This is a genomic window from Thalassospira sp. A3_1 (genome assembly GCF_017744215.1).
GTDB lineage: Bacteria > Pseudomonadota > Alphaproteobacteria > Rhodospirillales > Thalassospiraceae > Thalassospira > Thalassospira lucentensis_A.
This window is the reverse complement of the sequence record NZ_JAGHQQ010000001.1, coordinates 1,384,522-1,409,398: the sequence shown is the minus strand read 5'-3', so window position 1 is coordinate 1,409,398 and position 24,877 is coordinate 1,384,522. Positions and strand designations below refer to the sequence as shown.

Annotated in this window: 19 protein-coding genes; 6 read left to right on the top strand and 13 right to left on the bottom strand. The window is 54.3% G+C overall.

All coding sequences use genetic code 11. The features are described from left to right. Positions 1 to 10: 10 nt before the first annotated feature. From J7395_RS06360 to J7395_RS06350, 3 genes are all read right to left on the bottom strand, one after another. Positions 11 to 1,714 (bottom strand): Cache 3/Cache 2 fusion domain-containing protein, encoded by a 1,704-nt coding sequence (locus J7395_RS06360; protein ID WP_062949718.1) that lies wholly within the window; start codon positions 1,712 to 1,714, stop codon positions 11 to 13. A gap of 256 nt (positions 1,715 to 1,970) precedes the next feature. Continuing rightward, on the bottom strand, positions 1,971 to 2,717 hold the full coding sequence (gene truA / locus J7395_RS06355) for a tRNA pseudouridine(38-40) synthase TruA (RefSeq protein ID WP_097053402.1): 747 nt from the start codon (positions 2,715 to 2,717) through the stop codon (positions 1,971 to 1,973). 82 nt (positions 2,718 to 2,799) lie between these two features. Further along, positions 2,800 to 4,020, bottom strand: a complete 1,221-nt coding sequence (locus J7395_RS06350) for an argininosuccinate synthase (RefSeq protein WP_062949720.1) — start codon at positions 4,018 to 4,020, stop codon at positions 2,800 to 2,802. Positions 4,021 to 4,240: 220 nt separating this feature from the next. Between J7395_RS06350 and J7395_RS06345 the strand changes: the two genes are divergently transcribed. Beyond that, positions 4,241 to 4,957 carry a SprT family zinc-dependent metalloprotease gene (locus J7395_RS06345; RefSeq protein WP_097053294.1) on the top strand — a complete coding sequence of 239 codons (717 nt, stop codon included), beginning with the start codon at positions 4,241 to 4,243 and terminating at the stop codon, positions 4,955 to 4,957. Positions 4,958 to 4,975: 18 nt separating this feature from the next. Beyond that, positions 4,976 to 5,608 (top strand): LysE family translocator, encoded by a 633-nt coding sequence (locus J7395_RS06340; RefSeq protein ID WP_209220913.1) that lies wholly within the window; start codon positions 4,976 to 4,978, stop codon positions 5,606 to 5,608. Between the two features lie 5 nt (positions 5,609 to 5,613). On the opposite strand, the gene J7395_RS06335 is transcribed toward J7395_RS06340, so the two are convergent. After that, positions 5,614 to 6,519 carry a LysR substrate-binding domain-containing protein gene (locus J7395_RS06335; RefSeq protein ID WP_097053296.1) on the bottom strand — a complete coding sequence of 302 codons (906 nt, stop codon included), beginning with the start codon at positions 6,517 to 6,519 and terminating at the stop codon, positions 5,614 to 5,616. A 152-nt stretch (positions 6,520 to 6,671) separates the two neighbouring features. On the opposite strand from J7395_RS06335, the gene J7395_RS06330 reads away from it, so the two are divergent. From J7395_RS06330 to argE, 4 genes are read left to right on the top strand one after another with little or no spacing between them, the layout of a single operon-like run. After that, positions 6,672 to 7,661 carry a tripartite tricarboxylate transporter substrate binding protein gene (locus J7395_RS06330; protein WP_062949728.1) on the top strand — a complete coding sequence of 330 codons (990 nt, stop codon included), beginning with the start codon at positions 6,672 to 6,674 and terminating at the stop codon, positions 7,659 to 7,661. A 37-nt stretch (positions 7,662 to 7,698) separates the two neighbouring features. Continuing rightward, positions 7,699 to 8,229, top strand: coding sequence for a tripartite tricarboxylate transporter TctB family protein (locus J7395_RS06325; protein ID WP_209220912.1), 531 nt, complete (start codon positions 7,699 to 7,701; stop codon positions 8,227 to 8,229). 17 nt (positions 8,230 to 8,246) lie between these two features. Continuing rightward, on the top strand, positions 8,247 to 9,746 hold the full coding sequence (locus J7395_RS06320; protein WP_209220911.1) for a tripartite tricarboxylate transporter permease: 1,500 nt from the start codon (positions 8,247 to 8,249) through the stop codon (positions 9,744 to 9,746). Positions 9,747 to 9,773: 27 nt separating this feature from the next. Beyond that, positions 9,774 to 10,952, top strand: coding sequence for an acetylornithine deacetylase (gene argE / locus J7395_RS06315; RefSeq protein WP_209220910.1), 1,179 nt, complete (start codon positions 9,774 to 9,776; stop codon positions 10,950 to 10,952). Positions 10,953 to 11,228: 276 nt separating this feature from the next. Here the strand turns inward: argE and J7395_RS06310 are convergent, their stop codons facing one another. The 9 genes from J7395_RS06310 to mutM all read right to left on the bottom strand — a co-directional run bounded on the left by J7395_RS06310 (position 11,229) and on the right by mutM (position 24,833). After that, positions 11,229 to 13,106, bottom strand: a complete 1,878-nt coding sequence (locus J7395_RS06310; protein ID WP_247741976.1) for a PBP1A family penicillin-binding protein — start codon at positions 13,104 to 13,106, stop codon at positions 11,229 to 11,231. A gap of 334 nt (positions 13,107 to 13,440) precedes the next feature. Continuing rightward, positions 13,441 to 15,360: a transglycosylase domain-containing protein gene (locus J7395_RS06305; RefSeq protein ID WP_209220908.1), complete on the bottom strand. Its 1,920-nt coding sequence runs from the start codon at positions 15,358 to 15,360 to the stop codon at positions 13,441 to 13,443. 137 nt (positions 15,361 to 15,497) lie between these two features. Next, positions 15,498 to 17,957 carry a DNA topoisomerase (ATP-hydrolyzing) subunit B gene (gene gyrB, locus J7395_RS06300; protein ID WP_114109148.1) on the bottom strand — a complete coding sequence of 820 codons (2,460 nt, stop codon included), beginning with the start codon at positions 17,955 to 17,957 and terminating at the stop codon, positions 15,498 to 15,500. Positions 17,958 to 17,976: 19 nt separating this feature from the next. Next, positions 17,977 to 19,137, bottom strand: coding sequence for a DNA replication/repair protein RecF (gene recF, locus J7395_RS06295; RefSeq protein ID WP_209220907.1), 1,161 nt, complete (start codon positions 19,135 to 19,137; stop codon positions 17,977 to 17,979). Positions 19,138 to 19,201: 64 nt separating this feature from the next. Continuing rightward, the gene (gene dnaN, locus J7395_RS06290; RefSeq protein ID WP_062949740.1) at positions 19,202 to 20,320 is read right to left on the bottom strand and encodes a DNA polymerase III subunit beta; all 1,119 of its coding nucleotides are present in this window, start codon (positions 20,318 to 20,320) and stop codon (positions 19,202 to 19,204) included. A 311-nt stretch (positions 20,321 to 20,631) separates the two neighbouring features. Continuing rightward, positions 20,632 to 22,212, bottom strand: coding sequence for a chromosomal replication initiator protein DnaA (gene dnaA / locus J7395_RS06285; RefSeq protein ID WP_209220906.1), 1,581 nt, complete (start codon positions 22,210 to 22,212; stop codon positions 20,632 to 20,634). 392 nt (positions 22,213 to 22,604) lie between these two features. Next, entirely contained in the window at positions 22,605 to 22,865 is a 261-nt protein-coding gene (rpsT, locus tag J7395_RS06280; RefSeq protein ID WP_062949743.1) for a 30S ribosomal protein S20, read from the bottom strand. Between the two features lie 176 nt (positions 22,866 to 23,041). Beyond that, positions 23,042 to 23,818: an enoyl-CoA hydratase gene (locus J7395_RS06275; protein WP_062960207.1), complete on the bottom strand. Its 777-nt coding sequence runs from the start codon at positions 23,816 to 23,818 to the stop codon at positions 23,042 to 23,044. 175 nt (positions 23,819 to 23,993) lie between these two features. After that, positions 23,994 to 24,833 (bottom strand): bifunctional DNA-formamidopyrimidine glycosylase/DNA-(apurinic or apyrimidinic site) lyase, encoded by an 840-nt coding sequence (gene mutM, locus J7395_RS06270; RefSeq protein ID WP_209220905.1) that lies wholly within the window; start codon positions 24,831 to 24,833, stop codon positions 23,994 to 23,996. Between the last annotated feature and the right edge of the window lie 44 nt (positions 24,834 to 24,877).

Here is a 24,877-nt window from a genome sequence, read left to right as displayed (position 1 = left end):
CACAAAACCCTTAACCGGCACGTAGCTGTTTGAGGAAGTCGGAGACCGTTCTGTGAAGGGTTTCGATCTGCCCTGACAGGGCACCGACATTTGTATCAAGCTCGCTTGCGGCAGCACCGCTGCTGCTTGCGGCCTGATGGATTTCCTCGATATTGCTGACAACCTCGCTTGAACCGCTCGACGCGGTCGCGGCACTGTTGGCGATCTCACTGACGGCAGCATTCTGTTCGGAAACAGATGCTGAAATACCGTTGGTGATATCGTTGATGGTCGCGATGGTCTGGGTCACTTTTTCGATGGCCTCGACCGTCAGTTTGGTTTCGCTTTGAATCGCCCCGATCTGCTGGGCGATTTCATCTGTCGCCTTGGCTGTCTGATTGGCAAGGTTTTTGACTTCCTGCGCAACGACGGCAAAGCCTTTGCCTGCTTCGCCGGCACGGGCGGCCTCAATCGTGGCGTTTAGTGCCAGCAGGTTGGTCTGGGCCGCAATGTCGTTAATCAGACTAACGACTTCGCCGATCCGTTCCGCTGCATCGGCAAGACCGCTGACCATTTCGTTGGCCCGCGATGCTTCACCCACCGCGGTATCAGCGATTGATGTCGATTCGTCGACCTGGTTTCCGATGCCGGTAATCGATGCGGAAAGTTCTTCGGTTGCGGCGGCAACAGTCTGCACGCTTCGGGCTGACTCGTTGGCCGCTTCGCTGACATGGCTGCTTTGGCGAACCGAATGATCGGCAGAATCCCGCATCTGACGGGTCGAGCGCATCATGCCCTCGGTTGCCTGACGGACCGAGGAAACGATCTGCCCGACAGATTCCTCAAGCTCCTTCGCAAGGCGGTTACGCTGCTGAACGCGTTCATCCTCGTTGCGTTTTTCAGCCGAAATTCTGGCTTCCTCGGCTTCCTTGATCTGGCCTGCTGTTTCTTTCCAGCGAACAAGACCATCAGCAATCACACCGATTTCATCCTTGCGCGCCGTGTAGGCAACATCGCCGGAAAAATCACGATCCACAAACCGGGCAATGGTATTGCCCAAAACATGAAGCGGACCGAGCTGCCAGCGGAGCAGAACCACCAACAGGACACCGGCAATCAGGGCAACGATAATACCCGCAATCGCAATGCGAAGCTCAATAGCCGATGCGACCTCGGCAACTTCGGCCTTTTTGATCCCGACATACAGAATGCCGATCACATCGCCAGCCGGATTGAAGATCGGCGTATATTGCGTGACATAGGCGGTACCAAGAATGACAGCCTCACCGCGGAAGGTTTTCCCCGATGTTGTCGGCGCATAGGCCGCACTGCCATTGCCAAGCATCGTCCCGACCGCGCGCTGGCCATCCGGTTTGATGATGTTGGTGGAAACGCGGATAAAGTCCTTTTCCGCAGGCACCCAGGAAAACACGGTTGCCGTCTGACCGGTTGCCGTTCCGATACGATCAATCAGACTGTGCGATGACAGATCGGGAATTTCGGGCATGACCAGCTTGGTGGTTTCGCCGTCGGCACCGATCGTTACCTTCAAATCCGGATAAGCATCCTGCAGCAACAGGGCCGCAACACGCAGATTGAGCTTTTGCGATTCCAGGCTGGTATCACTTACCTGCTGATCAATACGCTGCATGATAACCACGCCAAGCAGAAAGATACCGCTGACGAGGATGATCAAGGCTGCCAGCGCAACCTTGAAAACAATACTTCTGGACATAATTATTCGTCCCCTGACCCCAATGCATCGAGCCCAATGGGACCAATGCAAATAACTGCCCACAACCCAAAAACCTGACCGATAGTCAGGCTGGATCAGACTTCAACACTACAGCGATTTAATAATCGCACTTATGTCTTTGGAATCTGGTGATCTTTATTTGGCAGTTCAAGAATGTAAAATCAAAACAGCTGAACATTTGTGCAAAAAATGATCAAAACTGCCAGAAATCCGGGACTCACTCAAAACAGAATGCTCAGTAATCGACTTTTACGAAATAAAGCCCATCGGCTGGTGCCGTTGGCCCGCCTGCCTTACGATCGCAAGCTTCCAATGCTGTTTTGACGTCAATCGGCTTCCAGTTGCCCTTGCCCACCAGAACAAGAGTACCGACCATATTGCGAACCTGATGATGCAGGAAGGACCGGCTTTCGGTGTAAACACGAATATCCAGCGGATCGTGTTCACCCCGGGTCACGACAAGCTTTTCCAGAGTCTTCACCGGACTTTTGGCCTGACATTCACTGGCGCGAAACGTGGTGAAATCATGCGTGCCGATAAGGTGGGCGGCGGCTTCGTTCATCGCATCAATATCAAGCGGTTTGAAAATGCCCCATGCAAGGCCGGCATCAACGGTCAGCGGCGCACGACGATTGATGATGCGATACATGTAGTACCGTTTCTTGGATGAAAACCGGGCATGGAAGTTTTCATCGACCTCAACACAGTCAATCACAGCCACCGGATCGGGTTTGAGGTGATGATTGATTGCATTCATCACGGTATCCGCCGGATAGGTGCGCGGCAGATCAAAATGCACCACCTGGCCAAAGGCATGTACCCCGGCATCGGTACGGCCAGATACATATACGCGCACAAATTCGCCGATGAACTTTTCCAGTGCGGTTTCAAAAACCTGCTGGACCGAGATCACCTCTTCCTGGAACTGCCACCCGTGATAGGGACGTCCATTATATTCGACGGTACATTTATAACGCTGCATCGGGTGCTTATAACCAAGCTTCAAAACAAAAACGAGGGGTGATGAACACCCCTCGTTTCGTAACGGATCACGACAGTGAAACTTACTTCACGCCGTCGCGGTCAAAACCAAGACGCAGGCGAAGAGCATTCAGCTTGATGAAGCCTTCTGCGTCGCGCTGGTTGTAAACGGTGTCGGCTTCGAACGTGACATGCTCTTCGGAGTAGATCGAGTTCGGCGACTTGCGGCCGGTAACCGTGACGTTACCCTTGTAAAGATCAAGACGGACAATACCGTTGACGGTTTTCTGGGTTTCGTCGATCAGGCGCTGCAGGGCCTGACGTTCCGGCGACCACCAGTAACCGTTATAGATCATCTCGGCGTAACGCGGCATCAACTCGTCCTTGAGGTGACCTGCGTTACGGTCAAGCGTGATGCTTTCCATTGCACGATGCGCGACCGACAGGATGGTACCGCCCGGGGTTTCATAAACGCCGCGTGACTTCATACCGACATAACGGTTTTCGACCAGATCAAGACGTCCGATGCCGTTTTTGCCGGCAACATCGTTCAGCTTGGTCAGAAGGGTGGCCGGGCTCATACGTTCGCCATTCACGGCAACCGGGTTACCCTGTTCGAACTCGATTTCGATCGTGGTGATCGCATCGGGTGCATTCTGCGGCGATACGGTGCGTTCAAACATCTGTTCGTTCGGCTTGACCCACGGATCTTCCAGCGCCTTGCCTTCATAGGAAATGTGCAGAAGGTTGGCATCGGTTGAATAGGGGGGCTCGTCCCCGCCGAGTTTATCAGCCGAAATCGGAATCTGGTGTTCGCGCGCAAAGTTCAGAAGTGCGGTACGCGAATTCAGTTTCCATTCACGCCACGGTGCAATGACCTTTACGTTCGGCTTAAGCGCATAATAGCCAAGCTCGAAACGGACCTGATCGTTGCCCTTGCCGGTCGCGCCATGGGAAACGGCGTCGGCACCGACTTCTTCGGCGATTTCGATCTGGCGCTTGGCAATCAGCGGACGCGCAATCGAAGTGCCGAGCAGATACACACCTTCGTAAAGGGCGTTCGCACGGAACATCGGGAAGACATAGTCGCGAACGAATTCTTCGCGCAGATCTTCGATGAAAATCTGTTTGACGCCAAACATCTCGGCTTTCTTGCGGGCGGGTTCAAGTTCCTCGCCCTGGCCGAGATCGGCGGTGAAAGTCACGACTTCGCAGTTATATTCTTCGCGCAGCCATTTCAGGATGATGGAGGTATCAAGCCCGCCTGAATAGGCAAGCACCACCTTTTTGACCTGATCGCTCATTGGAGTGACGCCTTTCTTCTTCCGATGTAAACCGGGGCGCGGCACATGCAAGCCAACGTCCCTTGCGGGGCTGCAACAAATACATTGCAAAAGTCCCCTAGACCTTGAGCGCGGAGTATAGGAAAACACTAGTGCCGGGCAAGGGGCAAGATGCCCTTCCGGCCAAAAAGGCGCAAAAAGTACGAAAATTCCACCCCGCTTTTGGAAAAATTCACTCTGAATGCTGCGAAATATCGAAGAAACCGAAATCGATCTGCCGCAAATCGGCCCCCTGCCGGTCCGTTTGCGCCCGAGTGCGCGTGCGACGCGACTCAAATTGCGGATCGATCCGGCGTTTGACGGTGTTGAAATTGTCGTTCCGAACGGCATATCGCGCAAAACGGCGATCTCGATGCTGTATCAACATGGCGACTGGGTCACTGCCCATATGAGCCGCCTGCCCGAACGCGTACAGTTCGTTCCGGGCGCATGGGTGCCTTTCATGGGAAATGAACATGCCATACGCACCGTTCCCGACGCCAAGCGCGGCGTCTGGGCCGAAGCAGGTGTGATCTGGGTTTCGGGATTGCCCGAGCATACCAATCGTCGGGTTTCTGATTGGCTGAAGAAACAGGCCAAACTTGAGATCTCCCCCCGTGCGCATGCCTATGCCGAACGGATCGGCAAAAAAGTAAACCGTATTTCATTAAAAGATACGCGCACACGCTGGGGCAGTTGCTCATCCAACGGTAATCTGTCTTTTAGCTGGCGACTCGTTCTGGCCCCTGAAGATGTGCTGGATTACGTGGTTGCCCACGAAGTTGCTCATCTTCAGGAACTGAACCACAGTGCGCGTTTCTGGGCTGTCGTCGAAAACCTTTATGGTCCATCAAAAAAGCAGCAGCACTGGTTAAAAAAGAACGGTTCAGCCCTGCATCGATATGGCGCAGGTACTTGACCCTAACGGAGTCCCGATATGCTGATCCCGATTGAAACCCTGCTGATTTTCATTCCGACCGCACTGGCGCTGAACATGACACCGGGCAACGACATGCTGTTTTGCCTTGGTCAGGGTATCAAGTCAGGACCACGGGCCGGTCTGGCCGCCAGTTTCGGGATCGCAACAGGTGCCATGATCCATACTCTTCTTGCCGGTCTCGGACTGGCAGCAGTGGTCACTGCCCACCCGGTGGCGCTGGAGGTTCTGCGATGGGCCGGGATTGGTTATCTGGTGTGGCTGGCGTTTCAGTCGTTCCGGGACGGTGGCGGCGTTTTAAAACCGGCGAAAACTGCACCGGCAACCGCCATGAAAGCCTGGCGCGACGGCATCGTGGTTAACCTGCTTAATCCAAAGATCATCGTTTTCGTGTTGGCCTTTATTCCGCAGTTCGTCGATCCGGCACGTGGATCGGTTCTGGCACAGTTTCTGATCCTTGGTGTGATCCTGAATATCGGTGGCACGATTATCAATTGCCTGGTTGGTGGTTTTGCCGGAAAGCTTGGCCAGTTTCTGTCGCGTTCGGCCCGTCTGGCACGCACGTTTCAGATTTTTACTGGTTGCGTATTTCTGGCACTTGCCGCCCGGCTGGCTTTTGACAAGCGAGCATAATCGCATCACAAAACACAACCCGCCTTGCGCAGGTCGGGCAATTCCGCACGCAGGAAGCTTAGAAAACTACGTTCGACCGCGCTGAGTTCGCCTGAAGACCGGAACAGGGCAACGTCCCATTCGATTGCAGGGGTCAGGGGACGGGCAACAACCTTTTCTTCGTCCACCAGCAAAGTCGCAAACGGATCAATAACCGCAATGCCGACATTGCGTTCAACCAACCGGGAAATGGTTCGGATGGTCCGGGCTTCGACCGCAATTTTGCGCGGCCAGCCTGCAATCTGAAAAATGTAGTCGATCTTGGTGCGGAGCGGCGATCCTATCGAGAGTTCGACAAAACTTTCACCACGCAGTAAATCGATATCGATGGTTTCAAAACCGGCCAGCCGATGATTGCGCGGCATCAGGCACACCGCCCGGCATTGCGCCAACGGCATAACTTCCATATTCGGATCCTGAAGATCAAGCGTGATGCCGATACCCAGATCACATTGCCGGGTCGTGACCATATCCAGCATACCTTCAAGACCGGTATCGGCAATACTGACCGAAACGTTGGGGTGAGCACGCTTAAACTTGGCCACCACATCAAGAAGATAGGTGTCAACATAGATCGGTTGTGCCGCAATCCGGATACTGCCAAGCTGCTCATTGGCGATGGCACGCGCCTGTGTTTCGATTTCACGCAGAGAATTGAGCGACCGCAAGACGGTTGTATGAAACTGCAATGCCTCGGTCGTTGGCGACAACTGGTTTCGTTTGCGGTTGAACAACGCGAACCCGACAGATTTTTCAAAACTGTTTAGCAAACGGCTGACCATGGGCTGACTGATATTCATGGCCTGTGCTGCCTTGGTGACGGAGCCATAGGTCATAAAGGCATTGAAGCTTTCAAGTTCGCGCAAATTCATTGTCTGGCTCAAAACTAATTTCAGTATGTAAATTAGTTATACTGAAATTAATTTTTTGCGTCACGAGTTATAGTTTGCGATGAAATGTATACAAAATAAAAAACCGACGAGCTCGGGCAATCCTGCCACCAACCATCCAGGGAGACATGAAAATGTTTCGACAGCTCAAAAAGGCCGCGACATTTGCGGCTGCAGTTCTTGCAACCACAACACTGGTTTCAACCGCACAGGCCGCTGACTACCCGGAAAAAGCCATCACCCTTGTCGTGCCTTATGGCGCGGGCGGTGCATCGGATCTGGCCGGTCGCGCACTGGCTGAAACCGCACGCAACTACACCGACGAACAGCCGGTCGTTGTTGTGAACAAAACCGGCAATGGCGGCATGAACGGTGCACGTTACGTCACCGAACAGAAGCCGGATGGCTATACCCTGCTGCTGTCGCGCGTCGGCATGGCACTTTACCCGGCCGTTTATACCGATAGCCCGGTTGGCTGGGACGATTACACCTTTCTTGGTATTCTGGAATCGACCCCGATGATCCTTGCGGTTAACGCAAACTCGGACATCAAAACCGTCGACGACCTGCTTGCCAAAATCAAATCAAGCAATGGCGCAACCACCTATGCCGCATCCGGCCCCACCGCGATTGACGGCTTTACGGTTCAGGCCCTTCTTGCCGATGCCGACCTGGATCCGCTGTCTGCCTCCACCCTCGTGCCATACAAAGGCGGCAGTGCCCTTGCCGCAGCCCTTCTCGGTGGACATGTCGACTTCCTCGCCATCGCAGCCGGTTCTTTGATGCCCCATATCGAAGCCGGTAAAATGCGGGCGCTGATGGTTTATTCGCCCAAGCGCATGGACGCCCTTCCGGACGTCCCGACCGCCAAGGAACTTGGTTATAACCTGGCCGGTCAGGTTGACGGCTGGAGCGCCTTGTTCGCCCCGAAAAATCTGCCGGAAGACGTTGTTGCAAAGTGGAAAGACATTCTGTCGAACGTTGCAACCAACGAACAGTGGCTTGACCTTGCCAAGAAACGCGGTTCGGTCTCGGTCGTTGGTGACCAAGACCCGGCTGCCTTCGTCAAGAGCCAGTACGAACTCTATAACGGCATGGCCAAGAAGTTCGGTTACATTCAGTAATCCCCATCCCTTAAACATCTGAATGCGAGACGGAACCATGACCCCAAATCGCGATTTTTATACCGGACTGGTTGCAACAGCCTTCTTTGCTTTTGTCCTGTTCGTCCTGATCCCGATCTATGTGAAGGTTCCGTCTTTCATCCCCGGTTTTGCGCCGCCGCCTGATATGTGGCCACGCGTGATTACCGGTGTCGGGCTTGCCATGGGCATCCTTGCCATTATTTTTGCCATTCCCAAAATGCGGCTGGCCAGCGGTGAGCGTGTCACGACCATTGGTCAGACCTTGAACCGCAACCGTAAACTGATTGCGCGCTTTGTTGCCGTACTGATCGGATTTGCCGCCTTTACCTATGGCATGCCGGTGATCGGTTTTGTTCCTGCAACCATTTTACTTCTGGCCTACCTGTTCCTGATGACCGGCAATTACAGCCGGAAAATCTGGATGATCGGATTGTCCATTATCTTTCCGATCCTGCTTTATCTTGTTTTCACCGAAGTCACCCATACGCCTTTCCCCGAAGGCCATCTGTTTTCGGCCTATATCGCCGATTCCGTGACCCTGATCTGATTTGAAAGCGCCCCTTCATGTGGAACGAATTGCTTTACGCCTTTGAAGCCGTCGCAACGCTGCCCAACTTTATTGCCATGGCAGCGGGAATCTGGGGTGGTGTGATCATCGGTGCCATTCCGGGCATGACCGGTACAATGGCCGTGACCCTTGCCCTGCCATTCACCTTCTATCTGCCCCCTGTCACCAGCATTTTGCTGCTGGTTGCCCTATACAAGGGATCGACCTATGGCGGATCAATTTCAGCGATCCTGATCAAGACACCAGGTACCGCATCCGCAGCCTGCACCGTTCTTGACGGTTATCCACTGGCCCAGCAGGGAAAAGGTGGCAAGGCGCTGAATATGGCGCTGGTTTCAAGCTGCATCGGCGACTTCGTTTCGAACATCTCGCTGTTCTTCCTGGCGATGCCGCTTGCGTTATTTGCGCTTCGGGTCGGTCCGCCTGAATATTTCATGCTGATGGCGTTCTCGCTGACGATTGTTGCCAGCATTTCCGGTCGTTCGCTATTGCTGGGTATCATTTCAGCCTGCATCGGTTTGCTTTTGGCGACCGTCGGCGAAGATATCTATGGCTCGTTCCGCTTTGCCGTTACCGAAGACATGAAATCCGGTCTTGGTGTCGTCCCGGTCCTGATCGGCCTGTTTGCCTTGCCCGAACTGATAAAAATGATCGTCTTCCGGCCCGAGGACAACAATGCGGCGATGAAGCTTGGTGATAACCGCCTGACCATGTCAGAATTCCGCGGCAGCCTGAAATCGATCCTGCGCGGCAGTGTTATCGGCGTGGTCCTTGGTGCCATTCCGGGGATCGGCCCGTCGACGGCCGCCTTCTTTTCCTATAGCGAAGCACGCCGCACATCGAAAAACGGTGACAAGTTCGGCGAAGGTGAGCTCGAAGGTGTTGCTGCATCCGAGTCCGCCAATAACGGCTGTTGTGGTGCGACCATGATCCCGCTTCTGGCACTTGGCGTGCCGGGGGATGTGATCACGGGTGTCATGCTTGGCGCGTTCATGATTCACGGCCTGACACCAGGTCCACTGTTGTTCCAGAACAATATCGGCGAAGTCTATTCGCTGTTTATCGGCATCCTGTTCAGTTCCGTCTTCCTGTTTGTTGCCGGAAAACTGACCGCCGGAGCCTTTGCCAAAATTTCGCGTATTCCACAGATGCTGCTTTTACCCTGCATTCTGGTTCTCTGCGTGTTTGGCATCTATTCCATCGGTGCCAGCCCGTTTGACGTCACTGTGCTTCTGGTCATGGGCGTTGTGGGCTTTGCAATGATGATCCTCAACATCCCGGCAGCACCATTCCTGATCGCCTTCATTCTGGGGCCGATGTTCGAAGACAATATGCGCCGCTCGCTCGCGATTTCGCGCGGTGATCTTGGCGTCTTTTTCCAGTCATGGATTTCATGGGGGTTCTTTGCCCTTACCGTTCTGTTCATCGCCCTGACCATTCGCCGCGAATGGCAGAAATGGCGTGAGAAATCCCGAAATACGGCGCAGTCAGCCTAATATTCCGAGAAACGAGAAGCGATAAAAATGAGCAAACCCAACATGTCCCGTCTGCATAATGCCATCGATCTGCTTGGCAAACTTGTGGCGTTTGACACCACCAGCAAGAACTCGAATCTCGGTCTGATCCATTTTGTTCGCGACTATCTGGCGCAGTATGGCATTGAAAGCACCCTGTTTCATGACGAGACAGGTGAAAAAGCAAACCTTCTGGCGACCATTGGCCCGAAAGACGTTCCCGGTATTGCACTTTCGGGACACACAGATGTTGTACCCGCCCTTGAAAAAAGCTGGATCAGCCCGGCCTTCGAACTGACCGAGCGTGACGGCAAACTGTTTGGTCGCGGTTCTGCCGATATGAAAGGCTTTTCTGCATGCGCGCTGGCGATGGTGCCCGAACTGGTCAAACGCGACCTGACAATCCCATTCCATCTTTGCCTGTCTTATGACGAGGAAGTCGGTTGCCTTGGCGTTGGTTCGATGGTTGATCATCTGGCCGCCCTTAAAACCCCGCCACGCCTTGCCGTTATTGGTGAACCGACCGAGATGAAGGTCATCAACGGGCAGAAAGGCAAGTTTTCGATGCGGGTATCGGTTACCGGGACAGCCGGGCATTCGTCCTTCGCACCGCGCCACGTCAATGCCATCGAATATGCGGCACGCGCCATCGCAATGATTTCCGACCTTGCGCGCGAGTTCGAGGAAAACGGCCCGTTTGATAACGACTTCACGGTCCCGCACAGCACCATGCTGACCACCACCATCGGCGGTGGTACAGCAACCAACGTGACCCCGGATTTCTGCGAATTCACGTTTGAAATTCGCCATCTGCCGGAACATGACGCCAAGGCCGTTCTTGACGGTATCAAAGAAAAGATCATTTCGACCCTTGATGCCGAAATGAAAGCCAAGGAAGCCGAAACCGGGTTCGAGTGGGAAGAAATCTTTTCCTATCCCGGCATGGGCGATTGCACGGATGCCGAGGCATTCGCGCTGGTTCGCAACATCATCCCCGAAGTATCGGGCAAGGTTTCCTATGGGTCCGAAGGCGGGATTTTCGAAAAACAGGGCAATATCCCGTCCATCATCTGCGGACCGGGCAGCATCAAACAAGCCCACAAGGCCAACGAATTCATCGAAATTTCGCAGATCGAGGAATGTCTCGAATTCCTCGAGAAGCTCAGTGATCAGGCTGTAGCGGCCTGATGCTCTCGCCGATATACCGCCCTGAACGGTGCATGCGGATATTCATGCGATGCAAGGGAAAGATTGCACCCCTGACCCTTGATCACATCGCGATATTCGACAGGTGAGATCTCCCTCGGCTTCATCGGTCTCCCCCGATGAAGCCATGCAAACTGCAAACTTGATGGCCGGTTCATCCCCCCAGGATACCGGCCATTTTTTCTTGGACGAAACGCAAACGGGTCGATGCATCAGCACCGACCTAAATTACATTTGCAATCAAGACATCAAAGCCAGTTACTGCTTTGTATTCCCGGTTGTGAAGCCGGATGTAAATTCACGCCAACTACCGTCCTCACCGACTTTCTGCGACCGTGCAAGTGCCGCCTTGCCAAGAGAACGAACCGGCAGGTTCTGATGCGCATGAAGCATGAAATCATGCCAAAGCTTGGCTGGCAGATCACCGCCGGAAACATCATCCATCGGGCTGCCGTTGTCGTTCCCCATCCAGACCCCTGCAACCAGTTCGGCGGTATAACCGATGAACCATGCATCACGTGAATCCGACGTCGTGCCGGTCTTGCCCGCAGCAGGGCGATCAATGATCGCATTTCGTCCTGTGCCCTTGGCAACCACCGAAGACAGCATATTGTTCATCTCACCGGCATGCAGCGGGTTCATCAGACGCACAGGGAACTCATCGCTGCGTTCAAACAGAACCACGCCACCCTGACCGACAATTTTACGAATTGCGTGCGGGAAGACGGAAAAACCGCCATTGGCGACGATTGCATAGGCACCTGTCAGATCAAGCATCGATACCTCGCTGGTACCAAGTGCCAGACTGGGTTCCCGTCCAAGCTCGGACGAAACGCCCATATCGTGGGCCTTTTTGATCACATTATCCAATCCGACTTCCATCGCGACCTGAACAGCAATCGAGTTGTTCGAGGTTGCCACCGCGTCACGGATTGACATCGTACCATGATGCTTGCGATCAAAGTTGCGCGGCTCCCAGCCATTGATCGAAATCGCCATATCACGCATCCAGTCATTCGACCCGATGCCTTTGTCCAGCGCCGCCAGATACACAAACAGTTTGAACACGGAACCGGGCTGCCGCCGGGCCTGTGTCACACGGTTATACTGGCTTTCGAAATAGTCACGCCCGCCAACCATCGCACGCACCGCGCCATCCGGCGTCATCGCCAGAAGTGCAGCCTGCCCGACATGTTTTTGCTGGGCAACCGGACTTGCCAAAGCACGTTCAAGGTTGAGCTCCGCGATTTCCTGAAGACGGGAATCAAGCGTTGTATGGATCGTCAGGTCCTGATCGACATAGCCGATGTAATCACGAACGCGATCAAGGACCCAATCTGTGAAATACCGGACACCCGGCCCACTTTTGCCCTGTCGCGTGGTGCGCACGGTGCGCTGCTTGGCACGTTCCGCACGTGCGGCAGTGATGACACCGTTTGATGCCATCGCGTCAAGAACGACGTTGGCACGTTTTGCGGAATCTTCGGGATCAACCAGCGGGTTGTAACGGCTTGGTGCCTTTGGCAAACCGGCCAGAACAGCAGCTTCGTAAAGATTAAGCCGTCGCGGGTCTGTTCCGAAATAATGTCGGGATGCGGCATCAATCCCGTACATCCCCGATCCGAAATAGATGCGGTTCAGATAAAGCGACAGGATCTGTTGCTTGGTAAATTTGAATTCCAGCCACAATGCAAGAAGCACTTCTTCGATCTTGCGCCCGAAATTGCGTTCGGGTGACAGGAACAGGTTTTTTGCAAGCTGCTGGGTAATCGTGCTGCCGCCCTCGGCAATGCGCCCCGATGTCAGATTAACCCAGCTGGCGCGCAGGATGCCCAGAATATCGATACCAAAGTGATCATAAAAACGACGATCTTCAATGGATACAAAAGCCTGCCCGACATGATCAGGCAGATCGGAAACCTCCACCGGACTGCCGTAACGATCACCATAAGACCCAAGTACGGCGCCATCCACACTGATCACACGGATGGATGGTTTACGTTCGCTGGCAACTTCGAAGCTTATCTTTTCCGGTAGTCCATAACCGTAATAGGCAACGATCCCGCCACCAATAACCAGTCCCCAAATACCCATAATGACAATAAAACGTGCAATCGCCTCGGGTCCGGGTATCATCCCGCCGATTTTACTTAAAATACCCGACCCGCTTTTCTTGCTGCCGCTACTGCCCGAACTGCTAACGCGTTTCTTGCGTTTTCGCGGCGTCGTTGCACCCTTGCGTACGGTCTGTTGTCTTTTGAATGGTCTTTGGGCCACTAAGCACCTTTGATATCATATAGGGACGCCGGTTTGTGCCCGTGAACGCCTGATCTGTCAACGTATCTGCCAGACAGGCAGAAGACAGGCGAACAAGGCCTCAAACCGCGCCACTCAGCCATTTCGGCTGAAATTTATATGGTTATGCCCCAACGTCTGCGGGAGACCCCGATCCCCCGGTTCTTCGGCAATTTTACTGCTGTTCATTCAACAAGTCGTGTTTCCACATATCCGTCACGCCATCATTTTCACGTCGGCGTTGCGAGGCGGCACGAATCATCGAACGAATAGGCAAACCGTCATGTGCATCCAGCATAAATAACCGCCAAAGAGACGCAAGCTCTACATCGCCGCGGATCTGAGGAATTCGGCTATTATCATCATTTCCGGCCCAGACAACCGTTATCAGATCGGATGTAAAACCGGTAAACCATGCATCAGATGCCCCGGTATCCTGCGTACCATAGCCCGCAAACGGTCGATCCAGACGAAGTTGCGGATCTGTCACACTGGAAAACAGTGTATAGGCCCCCTGAATGGCTTCGTCAGTCAGACGTTTTTCAACGGTTTGTTCGACCCGCTGATAGACCAGTTCACCAGTTCCGGCGAAGGCAACACGGTTAACCAGACTGAGTTGCACCGGCTTACCCGAGTTTTGTGGCAAGGCATGAATTGAAGCAATGTCTGCCAAGGACACCGGATCAAGCCCGACAACGGTTCGGATATCGTTTGATAGCGGACTTTGAACCCCTATGGCACGGGCATAATCCTTGACATTTAGCAAGCCGAACTGATCGGCCAGATTGACCGGAACAGTATTAACGTCGCGAACGAATGCCTCGCGCAATGAAATCTGGCCACGATATTCGTGATCCGGATTAACCGGACGCCAGCCTCCCACCGCCATACGGTTGTCACGCACCCATTGGGCCGGATCGCTGTTTTCGTTCAGCGCGTAGTAATATGGCACGATCTTGATCATTCGGCCGGGGAAATGGCGCACATCCCAGGCGCGGTTCGGACGGAACGGGCTGTAATTCACCCCACCAACAATCGCACGAATACGCCCGTCCGGGCTCATGGAAAGCAGTGCAGCCTGTTCGACCCCCTTGGGCCTTAGACGCAGATTGGAAACTTCACGCACAACATCCTGTGCCAGACTCTGAATGGTTAGATCTATGCTGGTGATAACTTCGATATCGCGACTGGTATAGCCGATGCGCGCAGCGACTTCGTCCATGACCATGTCGACAACATAGCTTGAAACCACGCCATCCTTGTACTGAACATCCAGCTTGGGCTCCACCAGGGTAAGGGCGGATACGCGATCAAGTTCGATATATTTATAGCGCCCCATATTCAGAAGGATCTCGTTGGCCGCATTGGCCGCATCCTTGGGGTGGTATAAGGGATCAAACTTTTTCGGATCATTGATTGCAGCCGCCAGAACAGCGGCCTGATGCAATGTTATCCGCTCGGCAGGGCTTCCGTACCAGATGCGTGATGCCGCGGTGATCCCGAATATGCCGCGGCCCATATAACTGCGCTCAAGATAACTGCGCAGGATGGTTTTCTTGTTGAACTTGAATTCAAGCCAGAGCGCGACCAGAAGCTCCTGCAGATGACGGCCTGCACTGACTTCAGGGGTTTTAAAGAAGCTTCGCGCAACCCGCATCGTTATGGTCGATCCGGGGATATCGTTGCTTGTGAAAACACGCACGAAATCGCTGGCCGATACACCAAAATGCCCATAAAAACCGGGATCAGTACCTGCGACGAACACATTCTGTATCCGTTCGGGAATGGTCGTCAGCGAGACGTCCTGGCTATAGCGCCCCTGAACAATTTCAAGCGTCGCACCGTCAAAACCCATGATCCGGACTTCGGGGCTTCTGATCATGTTGCGGCTGAAATCAAGATTGGACTGGATTGTCAGAACAATCGCCATCACCGCAGCAAAACCGGTCAACGCGAAAAGACCGATCATCAGCATACGCCGCCGACGACGGCGGCGCCTGATGATGCGCAGTTCACGTTCTGCAATTTCCTGCATCGCCGCATGGGCGGCGTTTGCACCGCCGCGTTGCGGTTCGTCCTGCTCTTCTTCTGCCACGCCCGGTTCCGCTTTTATCAACAGATTGACTATGCCAACGTACAGTAAAGCGCCAAGCTATTAAGAAAGTACTTCATCCAAACGCAAACAGGGCAGCCCGATGGACTGCCCTGTACGAATTGCGCACCTGATGCCACTTATACGTCGAGATTGGCAACTTTAAGCGCATTGGACTGAATAAAATCGCGACGCGGCTCAACGACATCACCCATCAGGGTAGAGAAGACTTCTTCTGCCTCGTCCGCGTGATCAACACGCACCTGAAGGAGCGAGCGGACATTCGGGTCAAGGGTGGTTTCCCAGAGCTGATCCGGGTTCATCTCACCCAGACCTTTATAGCGCTGGATCGAAATACCGCGACGGCCATATTCCATCACCGCATTGACCAGATCGACCGGGCCACTGATTTTCCAGACCTTGTCCTTGGCACCGAATTCGGCACCAGTTTCAAACAGTTCGCGCAACTCGCCAAGCAGGCCGGCAATCGCGCGGCTTTCGGCTGAACGCAAAATATTGCCGTCGATAACATAGCGTTCCTCAACCCCGCGCAGCATACGCCACATGACGATTTCATCCTGCGATGCTTCGCCCTTCCAGCCGCGATCAAAATCTTCCGATAGAAGATCAAGACGACTGGCAAGCGTATTCGCCGCTTCCTGACGTTTGGCATCATCGTCAAGCAATGCCGGGTTCAGGGCACCCGCCAAGACAGCCTGCTCAAGAACCGAGATCGGCAGTTTCAGCGAAAGCGGCTCAAGCAGCCCCTTGGCCTTGCGCGCCAGTTCGACAATCCGGACCAGGTCCGGACCGGCAACCTGAACACCACCACTAAGCGTCAGCAATGCATCTTCGGTCCCCTGCGCAGTCAGGTACTGTTCCATCTCGCGGTCATCTTTGAGGTACTGGACCGAGTTACCGCGTTTGGCACGATAAAGCGGCGGTTGCGCGATATAGAGATACCCGCGTTCAACCAGTTCTGGCATCTGACGGTAGAAGAAGGTCAGAAGCAGGGTCCGGATATGCGCACCATCGACGTCGGCGTCAGTCATGATGATGATTTTGTGGTAACGCGTTTTTTCAATGTTGAAATCGTCACGACCGATCCCGGTGCCAAGGGCGGTAATCAGTGTGCCGATTTCCTGACTTGATAGCATTTTATCAAAACGCGCACGCTCAACGTTCAGGATTTTACCACGCAATGGCAGAATTGCCTGGAAACCGCGTTCACGACCCTGTTTGGCTGATCCACCTGCGGAATCACCCTCCACGATGAACAGTTCGGCTTTGGACGCATCGCGTTCCTGACAATCGGCAAGTTTGCCCGGCAGGGACGAGATATCAAGCGCGCCTTTGCGGCGGGTCAGTTCACGTGCCTTGCGGGCGGCTTCGCGTGCCGATGCGGCTTCGACCACTTTGGTGACGATTTTGCGCGCATCCTGCGGATGCTCTTCCAGCCATTGCTGAAGCCTGTCGTTCACGATGTTTTCGACAACCGGACGGACTTCGGACGAAACCAGTTTGTCCTTCGTCTGGGACGAGAATTTCGGATCCGGCACCTTGACCGAAATCACACAGGTCAGACCTTCGCGGGCATCATCCCCGGAAAGGCTGACCTTTTCCTTCTTCACGATCCCGCTTTCCTGCGCATAGGAATTGATCTGACGGGTCAGTGCCGCACGGAAACCGGCCATGTGCGTTCCGCCGTCACGCTGCGGAATGTTGTTGGTAAAGCACAGCGTGGTTTCGTGATAGCTATCATTCCACTGCAAGGAAACTTCGACGGTAATGCCGTCTTTTTCGCCGACGATCGTAATAGGTTCTTCGATCTGCGGAGCCTTGTTACGGTCGAGATATTCCACAAAGGCGCGGATACCGCCTTCGTAATGCAGTTTGGTTTCAACCGGTTCGCCATGGCGTTCATCACGCAACGTCAGGATCACGCCAGAGTTCAGGAAGGCCAGTTCGCGTAGACGATGTTCAAGCGTCGGCAGGTTGAACTCGGTCATCGTGAAGATTTCGGCATCGGGATAGAAGGTAACCTCGGTCCCGGTCAGCGGCTTTCCCTCTGCCGTCATTGGCGCATCACCGACAATTTCCAGCGGCTTGATCGCATCGCCACCGGAAAATTCCATGTAATGCTCCTTGCCGTTGCGCCAAATACGCAGCTTCAGCAAGGTTGAAAGCGCGTTCACAACCGACACACCCACACCGTGCAGGCCACCGGAAACCTTATAGGAGTTCTGGTCAAACTTACCGCCGGCATGCAGCTGGGTCATGATGACCTCGGCCGCCGAAACGCCTTCTTCCTTGTGCAGGTCAGTCGGAATACCACGGCCGTTATCGCGGATCGTTGCCGAGCCATCGCCATTCAGCTGTACCCAGACGGTATCGCAATATCCGCCCAGCGCCTCGTCAATCGCGTTATCGACGACTTCATAGATCATGTGATGCAAACCGCTGCCGTCATCGGTATCACCGATATACATGCCCGGGCGTTTACGCACCGCTTCAAGACCCTTGAGAACCTTGATCGATTCTGCACCGTAATCCTGCGCCTGTTGTTCGGCGGTTTTCGGAGCTTCTGTTTCGTTGGTCATAGCGTCACAACCTCGGCATTCACGGAGTGGTTTCAGCGGTCAGTGTGGCATCTTCCACGCGAAAGAATTGCGCACGTCCGTCCAAACCTTCAAACAGCGCCCGGTCCGTACCTGTCATCCAGGCCTGGACGCCAAGCGCCACGATTTCATCAAACAGGTAGCTGCGACGTTCTACATCCAGATGCGCCACAACCTCGTCAAGCAACAGCAATGGGCCAGCTCCGCGCGCTTTGCTTTGCAAGCGGGTATTGGCCATGATCATCGATAGCAACAGAGCCTTCTGCTCGCCGGTAGAACACTGATCTGCGGACTGGTTCTTTGCATCATGCCACACCAGCAAATCACTGCGCTGCGGCCCAACGGAAGCCCCGCCATAGGTGGCATCGCGTGACCGTCCGTCGCGCAATGCCGCCCGCATCCTGTCTTCAACCTCGATCGCCGGTAGCTGTTCCAGCCAGTTTTCAAGGTCCCCTGCAAGCGCAAGCCTTGCCGCCGGAAACGGTCCAACAACCATTGTTCCGGCGCGGCCAAGCTTTGCCAGCAACTCAGCACGTGCAACCGCAACGGCAATCCCGTGGCGAACCATCGAGTCTTCGATCGAGGCCAGCCACTTGTCGTCCCCTTTGCCTTCTTTCAAAAGCTTGGCCCGGCTGCGCAGGCTGTGCTCATAGGCCGCTACCCGGCTGCTATGTTCGGGATCAAGGCCGTAAACCAGCCGATCCAGAAAACGGCGGCGCGCCGACGGACCATCCAGAAACAGACGATCCATTTGCGGCGTCAGCCAAACCGCGGCACAAACCCGCCCCAGCGACGCCTGACCGCGCTGGTTTTCACCATCAATACGCACAGCCCGTTTTTCACGCCCCTGCGCAAGAGCCGCAGGATCAAGGCCCGATCCGACCTGATAGTCCCCATCCGGCGTGGTCAGTTGTGCCGACACGGCCCATGCCCTCACGTTTCCCTCGTCTTCACCGGGAACCCTGCGCGATATCTCGCCCAGCTTGGCCCGTCTTAAGCCGCTTCCCGGCGATAAAAGCGATACCGCTTCAAGCAGATTGGTCTTTCCTGCCCCGTTCGGGCCGGTCAAAACCACCGGTGCCCCGTCAAGCGACAGGCGCAGACTTTCGTAACACCGAAAATCACCCAGTTGTATACGGGAAACGGCAAGACGGTTCGTCATGGACGTACCGTCTTGGGGTGGAAGATTATGGGCAAGAACAGCCACAGCAAAAGTGCGCTAACCGTCAGACGCGCATCGGCATCAGAACGTACAATGCCGAAAGATCATCGGTATCACGCAGAATGGTTGGCGATGACCCGTCCGACATCAGAAGGTTCAGGGTGTCCCCCTTTACCTGCTTGGCGATATCGAGCAAATAACGCGAATTGAAACCGATTTCGATGTCATCGGCATCATAGTTGATTTCGAGTTCCTCGGATGCGGTTCCGTGCTCCGGGCTCGACGCGGAAAGGGTCAGGGTATTCCCCGACATGACGACTTTGACCGCACGCGACTTTTCGATCGAAATAGCGGAAACGCGATCAACAGCATCGGCAAAGGCTTTGCACTCGATATCAAGCGTCTTGTCATTGCCAGACGGAATGACACGCTCGTAATCCGGGAAGGTGCCATCAATCAGCTTGGAGGTCAGCACTGCCTTGCCAAAACCAAAGCGAATTTTGGTGTCGGACATGGCTATGTCTACCGCTTCGCCGGTTTCCTCGATCAGCTTGCGCAATTCGCCAACGGTTTTCCGCGGCACAATAACGCCAGGCATGTTTTCCGCCCCATCGGGAAGCGGTGCCTCGACCCGAGCCAGACGATGGCCATCAGTTGCAACAGCACGCAGGATTTTGGTTCCTTCTGCGTCGGTCGCATGGAAATAGATACCATTTAGATAGTAACGGGTCTCTTCGGTCGAAATCGCAAATTCCGCACGATCGATCAGACCGCGAAGTTCCGCCGCGGCAAGGCCAAAGCTGACCGGAAGCTCACCACCAGACATGACCGGGAAGTCATCAACCGGAAGAACCGCCAGATTGAATTTCGAACGACCAGCAGACAGGGTAAGACGCCCTGCACCCGGCTCAAGCGCGATTTGCACCTGCGAGCCTTCCGGCAACTTGCGGACAATCTCGTAAAGGGTATGGGCGGGGGTGGTGGTTGCACCGGCTTCACTGACTTCTGCAGTGGTGGTTTCAATCACCTCAAGATCCATGTCCGTTGCAGTCAAAGACAGCTGATCATTCTCTGCCCGCAGCAAAATATTGGACAGAATCGGAATGGTATTGCGCCGTTCGACCACACTTTGAACATGGGTCAAAGATTTCAACAGAGCCGCGCGTTCAATGGTCAGCTTCATGCCCGTCCTATCCGTCTGTCAGTATTGGTTTAACAAATTGATTTATAATCGATTTTGTCGCTTTTGCTTCACCCTTTCGGGCAAGGCAGGCGCATTATAACATGCATGTCGGGAAATCGAAGGATTTTTACGGCTTAAACCCAAGCAAACAAAACGAGTCGTTGTATATTTTTCCACCCAATGCACGCAAAAGGCGGAACCCCGCGCGGTGCCTGATTTTCAGCCCGTTGGTCACCGTAAAAATCCGATCGGAATCAGAACGGGTCACCGTTTTCAAACCGTGACCCGCCCAATTATTTTCGAAATCGCAATCAGCCTTCAAGCATGCGACGCAGCAGGTCGATGTCCTCGGACAGCGAAGGATCACTCACATGCAGTTCTTCGATCTTGCGAACGGCATGCATGACGGTCGTGTGGTCACGACCACCGAATTTGCGGCCGATTTCCGGCAGGGAATGCGTCGTCAATTGCTTGGACAGATACATCGCGACCTGACGCGGGCGGGCAACGGCCCGGGCGCGACGGGCGGAATGCATGTCCGACACCTTGATATTGAAATGCTCGGCAACTTTTTTCTGGATTTCCTCAATCGAAACCCGGCGTTCGGATGCACGCAGAACATCGTGCAGCACGTCCTGAACCATCTCGAGACTGATTTCACGCCCGACAAGTTGTGCGTGGGCAATGACGCGGTTCAGCGCACCTTCAAGTTCACGCACGTTCGCGGTGATCTTGTGAGCCAGAAATTCCATCACGCGCTGCGGTAGCTCGATATTCTGGCGTTCCGCCTTCGATTCGAGGATGCCCAGACGCAGCTCGTAGGTCGTGGCATGAATATCAGCAACAAGGCCTGAGCCAAGACGCGAACGCAAACGTTCCTCGATATCTTCAAGGTCCGAAGGTGATTTGTCGGCGGATACAATGATCTGACGCCCCTGATCCACCAGCGCATTGAAGGTGTGGAAGAATTCTTCCTGAGTCGAGTCCTTGCCGGAAATGAACTGAACATCATCGACCATCAGCACATCAACAGACCGGAACTGATCTTTGAAATCAACGGTGTTCTTGTCACGCAGAGCCCGGATGAACCGGTACATAAATTTTTCGGCAGACAGGTAAATCACCGTGCGGTGCGGCTGCGTGCGGCGAATGTGCCACGCAATTGCATGCATAAGGTGGGTTTTACCAAGGCCAACACCGCCATAAAGGAACAGCGGGTTGAAAGGCACCGATTCGGCTTCGGCCAGGCGGCGTGCTGCCGCATAGGCAAATTCGTTCGGCTTGCCGATCACGAAATTGTCGAATGTGTAACGCGGATCAAGTGCGGCCGATATGCCATCATCGGACATGGTGCCAATTGCCTTGCGACCACCGGAAACCAGACCTTTTGCATTGCCCGCATAGGATGGACTGGAACCTTCGACACCAGTCACCTCGTTCGCGACTTTATCCAGTCGTGTGACATCGTCACTGATGCGACCACGCGCACTGTCATTCCCGGACTGGGCACCTGAATTCGAAGCGGAGGAAGAAGGCGGGCTTTTCTGACCATTACCATTTGCCGGTTGAACAACAACGATCTCGACAAAATGGATGTTCTCATCCTCGGAATGCCAGAAGGACTGAATACGATCCAGATAGTGCTGAGTTACCCAGTCACGCATTGCACGCGTTGGCGCACCAAGACGCGCAACACCGGCTTCGACCGCGATCAATGCGACGGGATCAAGCCAATAGCGATAAGCTGTCGCGCCAAACTCCGAACGAAGCTTTTCGCGAACAATCTGCCATGTCGCTTTCGCGTGATCGTCTAGTGCCGCCTGCTGGTCACCCGGAATCCCCCCGTTGGACTCCCCGAGTGCCGATTGCGTTCCCCTAACGGCGTGCTGCACTGTTAGAACCTTTCCCCGCTTAATCAATCTTCACTACCAAACAAAACGCGAAAGACAAAAAAGTACTCGCCCGCGTTGATCACAAACATGATCAACACGCCTGTCTTCCACCAAGTCTTGGAAGCGTACTCGCGCCTTTTGTTTTTTGGTTCTTCGTCTTTCGCCGCGTTGCGCGGCCAGCGAAGTCAAAACACTGTACTGATGCGATCCGCATCAGGCAAGGCGATCTTTAACAGAACGTTAAAAGGATTTCGGCACCAAAACAGTCCTTTGTTTGTGCGGTTTTTTGCGATGCCGCAACCAAGGAACAAAAGGTGATTCGACGAAATCCGGGCAGCGAAAAGGCCGTGCTACAAGCACGGCCTTCGACTCGCCATCCCGTAAGGGATAAATTAAAGCGCTTTGACGCGAGCGGTCAGACGCGAGACCTTGCGAGCGACGGTGTTCTTGTGCAGAACGCCGAGCTGCGCGCCACGTGCCATTTCCGGCTCTGCAACTTTCAGCGCAGCCAGAGCGGCATCTTTGTCGCCAACGTTCAGCGCAGCCTCGACCTTCTTAACGAAGGTACGAATGCGACCGATGCGTGCACCATTAACTTCTGCACGTGCGGCGTTGCGGCGAATGCGCTTCTTGGCCGATTTATGGTGAGCCATTGCGAACCTGTCTCTTAAAAAAAATGTTACGTAATTCGGAGCGCGGCTTATAGCTCCGTCGGAAACCCTCGTCAACCCCCGATACCTTCAATCCCGCTGAATATCCGCGGTTTGCGACTCTTTACTACTGCAAGGCAGCAATGCATCGCAGGTATCGGGGTACGATCCAACCCGAATTAGCGATGCTTGAAGTCCGGTTTTCTCTTTTCAGCAAAGGCTTTCATGCCCTCGGCCCGGTCATCGAGCGCGAATGTCGAATGGAACTCGCGACGTTCAAACATCAGACCTTCGGTCAGAGACATTTCATAAGACTTGCTGACACTCTCCTTCGCCTTCATCAGAACCGGGCCAGAGAAAGAAGCAATTTTATCAGCCAGTTTCATCGCTTCTTCCATAAGCGAGTCGGCCGGGACGACTCGTGCGACGAGTCCCGACCGTTCTGCTTCTTCAGCATCCATCATCCGACCGGTAAGGCACATTTCCATTGCTTTGGATTTGCCAATGGCACGCGTAAGGCGCTGCGTTCCGCCAGCACCCGGAATGGTTCCGATGGTGATTTCCGGCTGACCGAACTTTGCCGTATCCGCAGCAAGAATGATGTCGCACATCATCGCAAGCTCGCAACCGCCGCCAAGCGCAAAGCCCGCGACCGCGGCAATAACCGGCTTGCGGCAGCTCGCCACCCGTGTCCAGCCCTTGGTGATGAAGTCGCTCTTATAGACATCCATATAATCATAATCGGCCATTTCCTTGATATCGGCCCCGGCCGCAAAGGCCCGTTCCGATCCGGTAATGACGATGGCGCGAATGTTTTCGTCATTTTCGAACTGATCAAGCGCCCCACCGATGTCGGTGATCAATGCCGCACAAAGCGCGTTCAAAGCCTGGGGACGATTAAGAGTGATCAGGCCGACATTGCCCTTAACCTCGGCAATGATGTTCTCGTAAGACATGCTGCAATCCTTTGTCGGGAATCAATCCGCTTACATTTGCGATCCGATTCGGTCGAAGACATATTTTGATACTGTTTTACCGATTTTATTTCCAAGCCGCAACCGGACCCGACAGAATCACCGGATTATCCGAATTCTGTCACACGCGTTTCCAGCAAAAGAAAATGCAAAAAGCCTATTTCTGGCAGGTAGGGCAGAAGAAGGTTGATCGACCAGCCTGAACAATCCTGCCCACGTCGCTTTCGCAGCCATCCGCGGTGCAGCTTTCGCCTTCCCGACCATAAACCCGGAAGCTGTGCTGGAAATAACCCAGCTCGCCATTGGCCTGACGATGATCTTTAAGGCTGGACCCACCGGCGGCAATCGCGTCCTCAAGAACCAAACGGATTTCACGATAAAGACGTTCGATCTCGTCCTGTTTCAAATCCTTGGCCAGACGGTCTGGTGCGATGCCCGACCGGAACAATGCTTCGCACACATATATATTGCCAAGCCCTGCGACCAGTCGCTGATCAAGCAACACAGTCTTGATCGGGCTTGCCCGCCTGGCGATTCCTGCGGCCAGGCGGGCGGCGTTGAAACTGTTACCCAATGGCTCCGGCCCGATGCCAGCCAGCATCTTGTGGGTTGCAACCTCATCAGCCGCAATCAGGGTGATGACACCGAACCGGCGGGGATCGGTAAACCGAACCACAGCGCCCCCCTGCATAACAAAATCGACATGATCATGCTTTGCCGGAGCTGGAACACCCACAGCAGGATCATCGAAGATCGTCATGCGGCCGGACATTCCCAAATGAACCAGCAGAACCTGCCCGTCATCCAGATAGCCCAGAATATATTTCGCCCGACGGGTCAGCTGATTGATCCGACGTCCCGCCATCCGCCCCACAAAGTTTTCCGGAAACGGAAAACGCAGGTTCGGGCGGCGCTGAACAACGTGATCAACGACAACCCCTTCCATCACCGGCGTCAAACCGCGTGTCACCGTTTCGACTTCAGGTAATTCGGGCATCTGGAAACTCGCAAAATGAAAGGAGAAACATATCTAGAACCCGG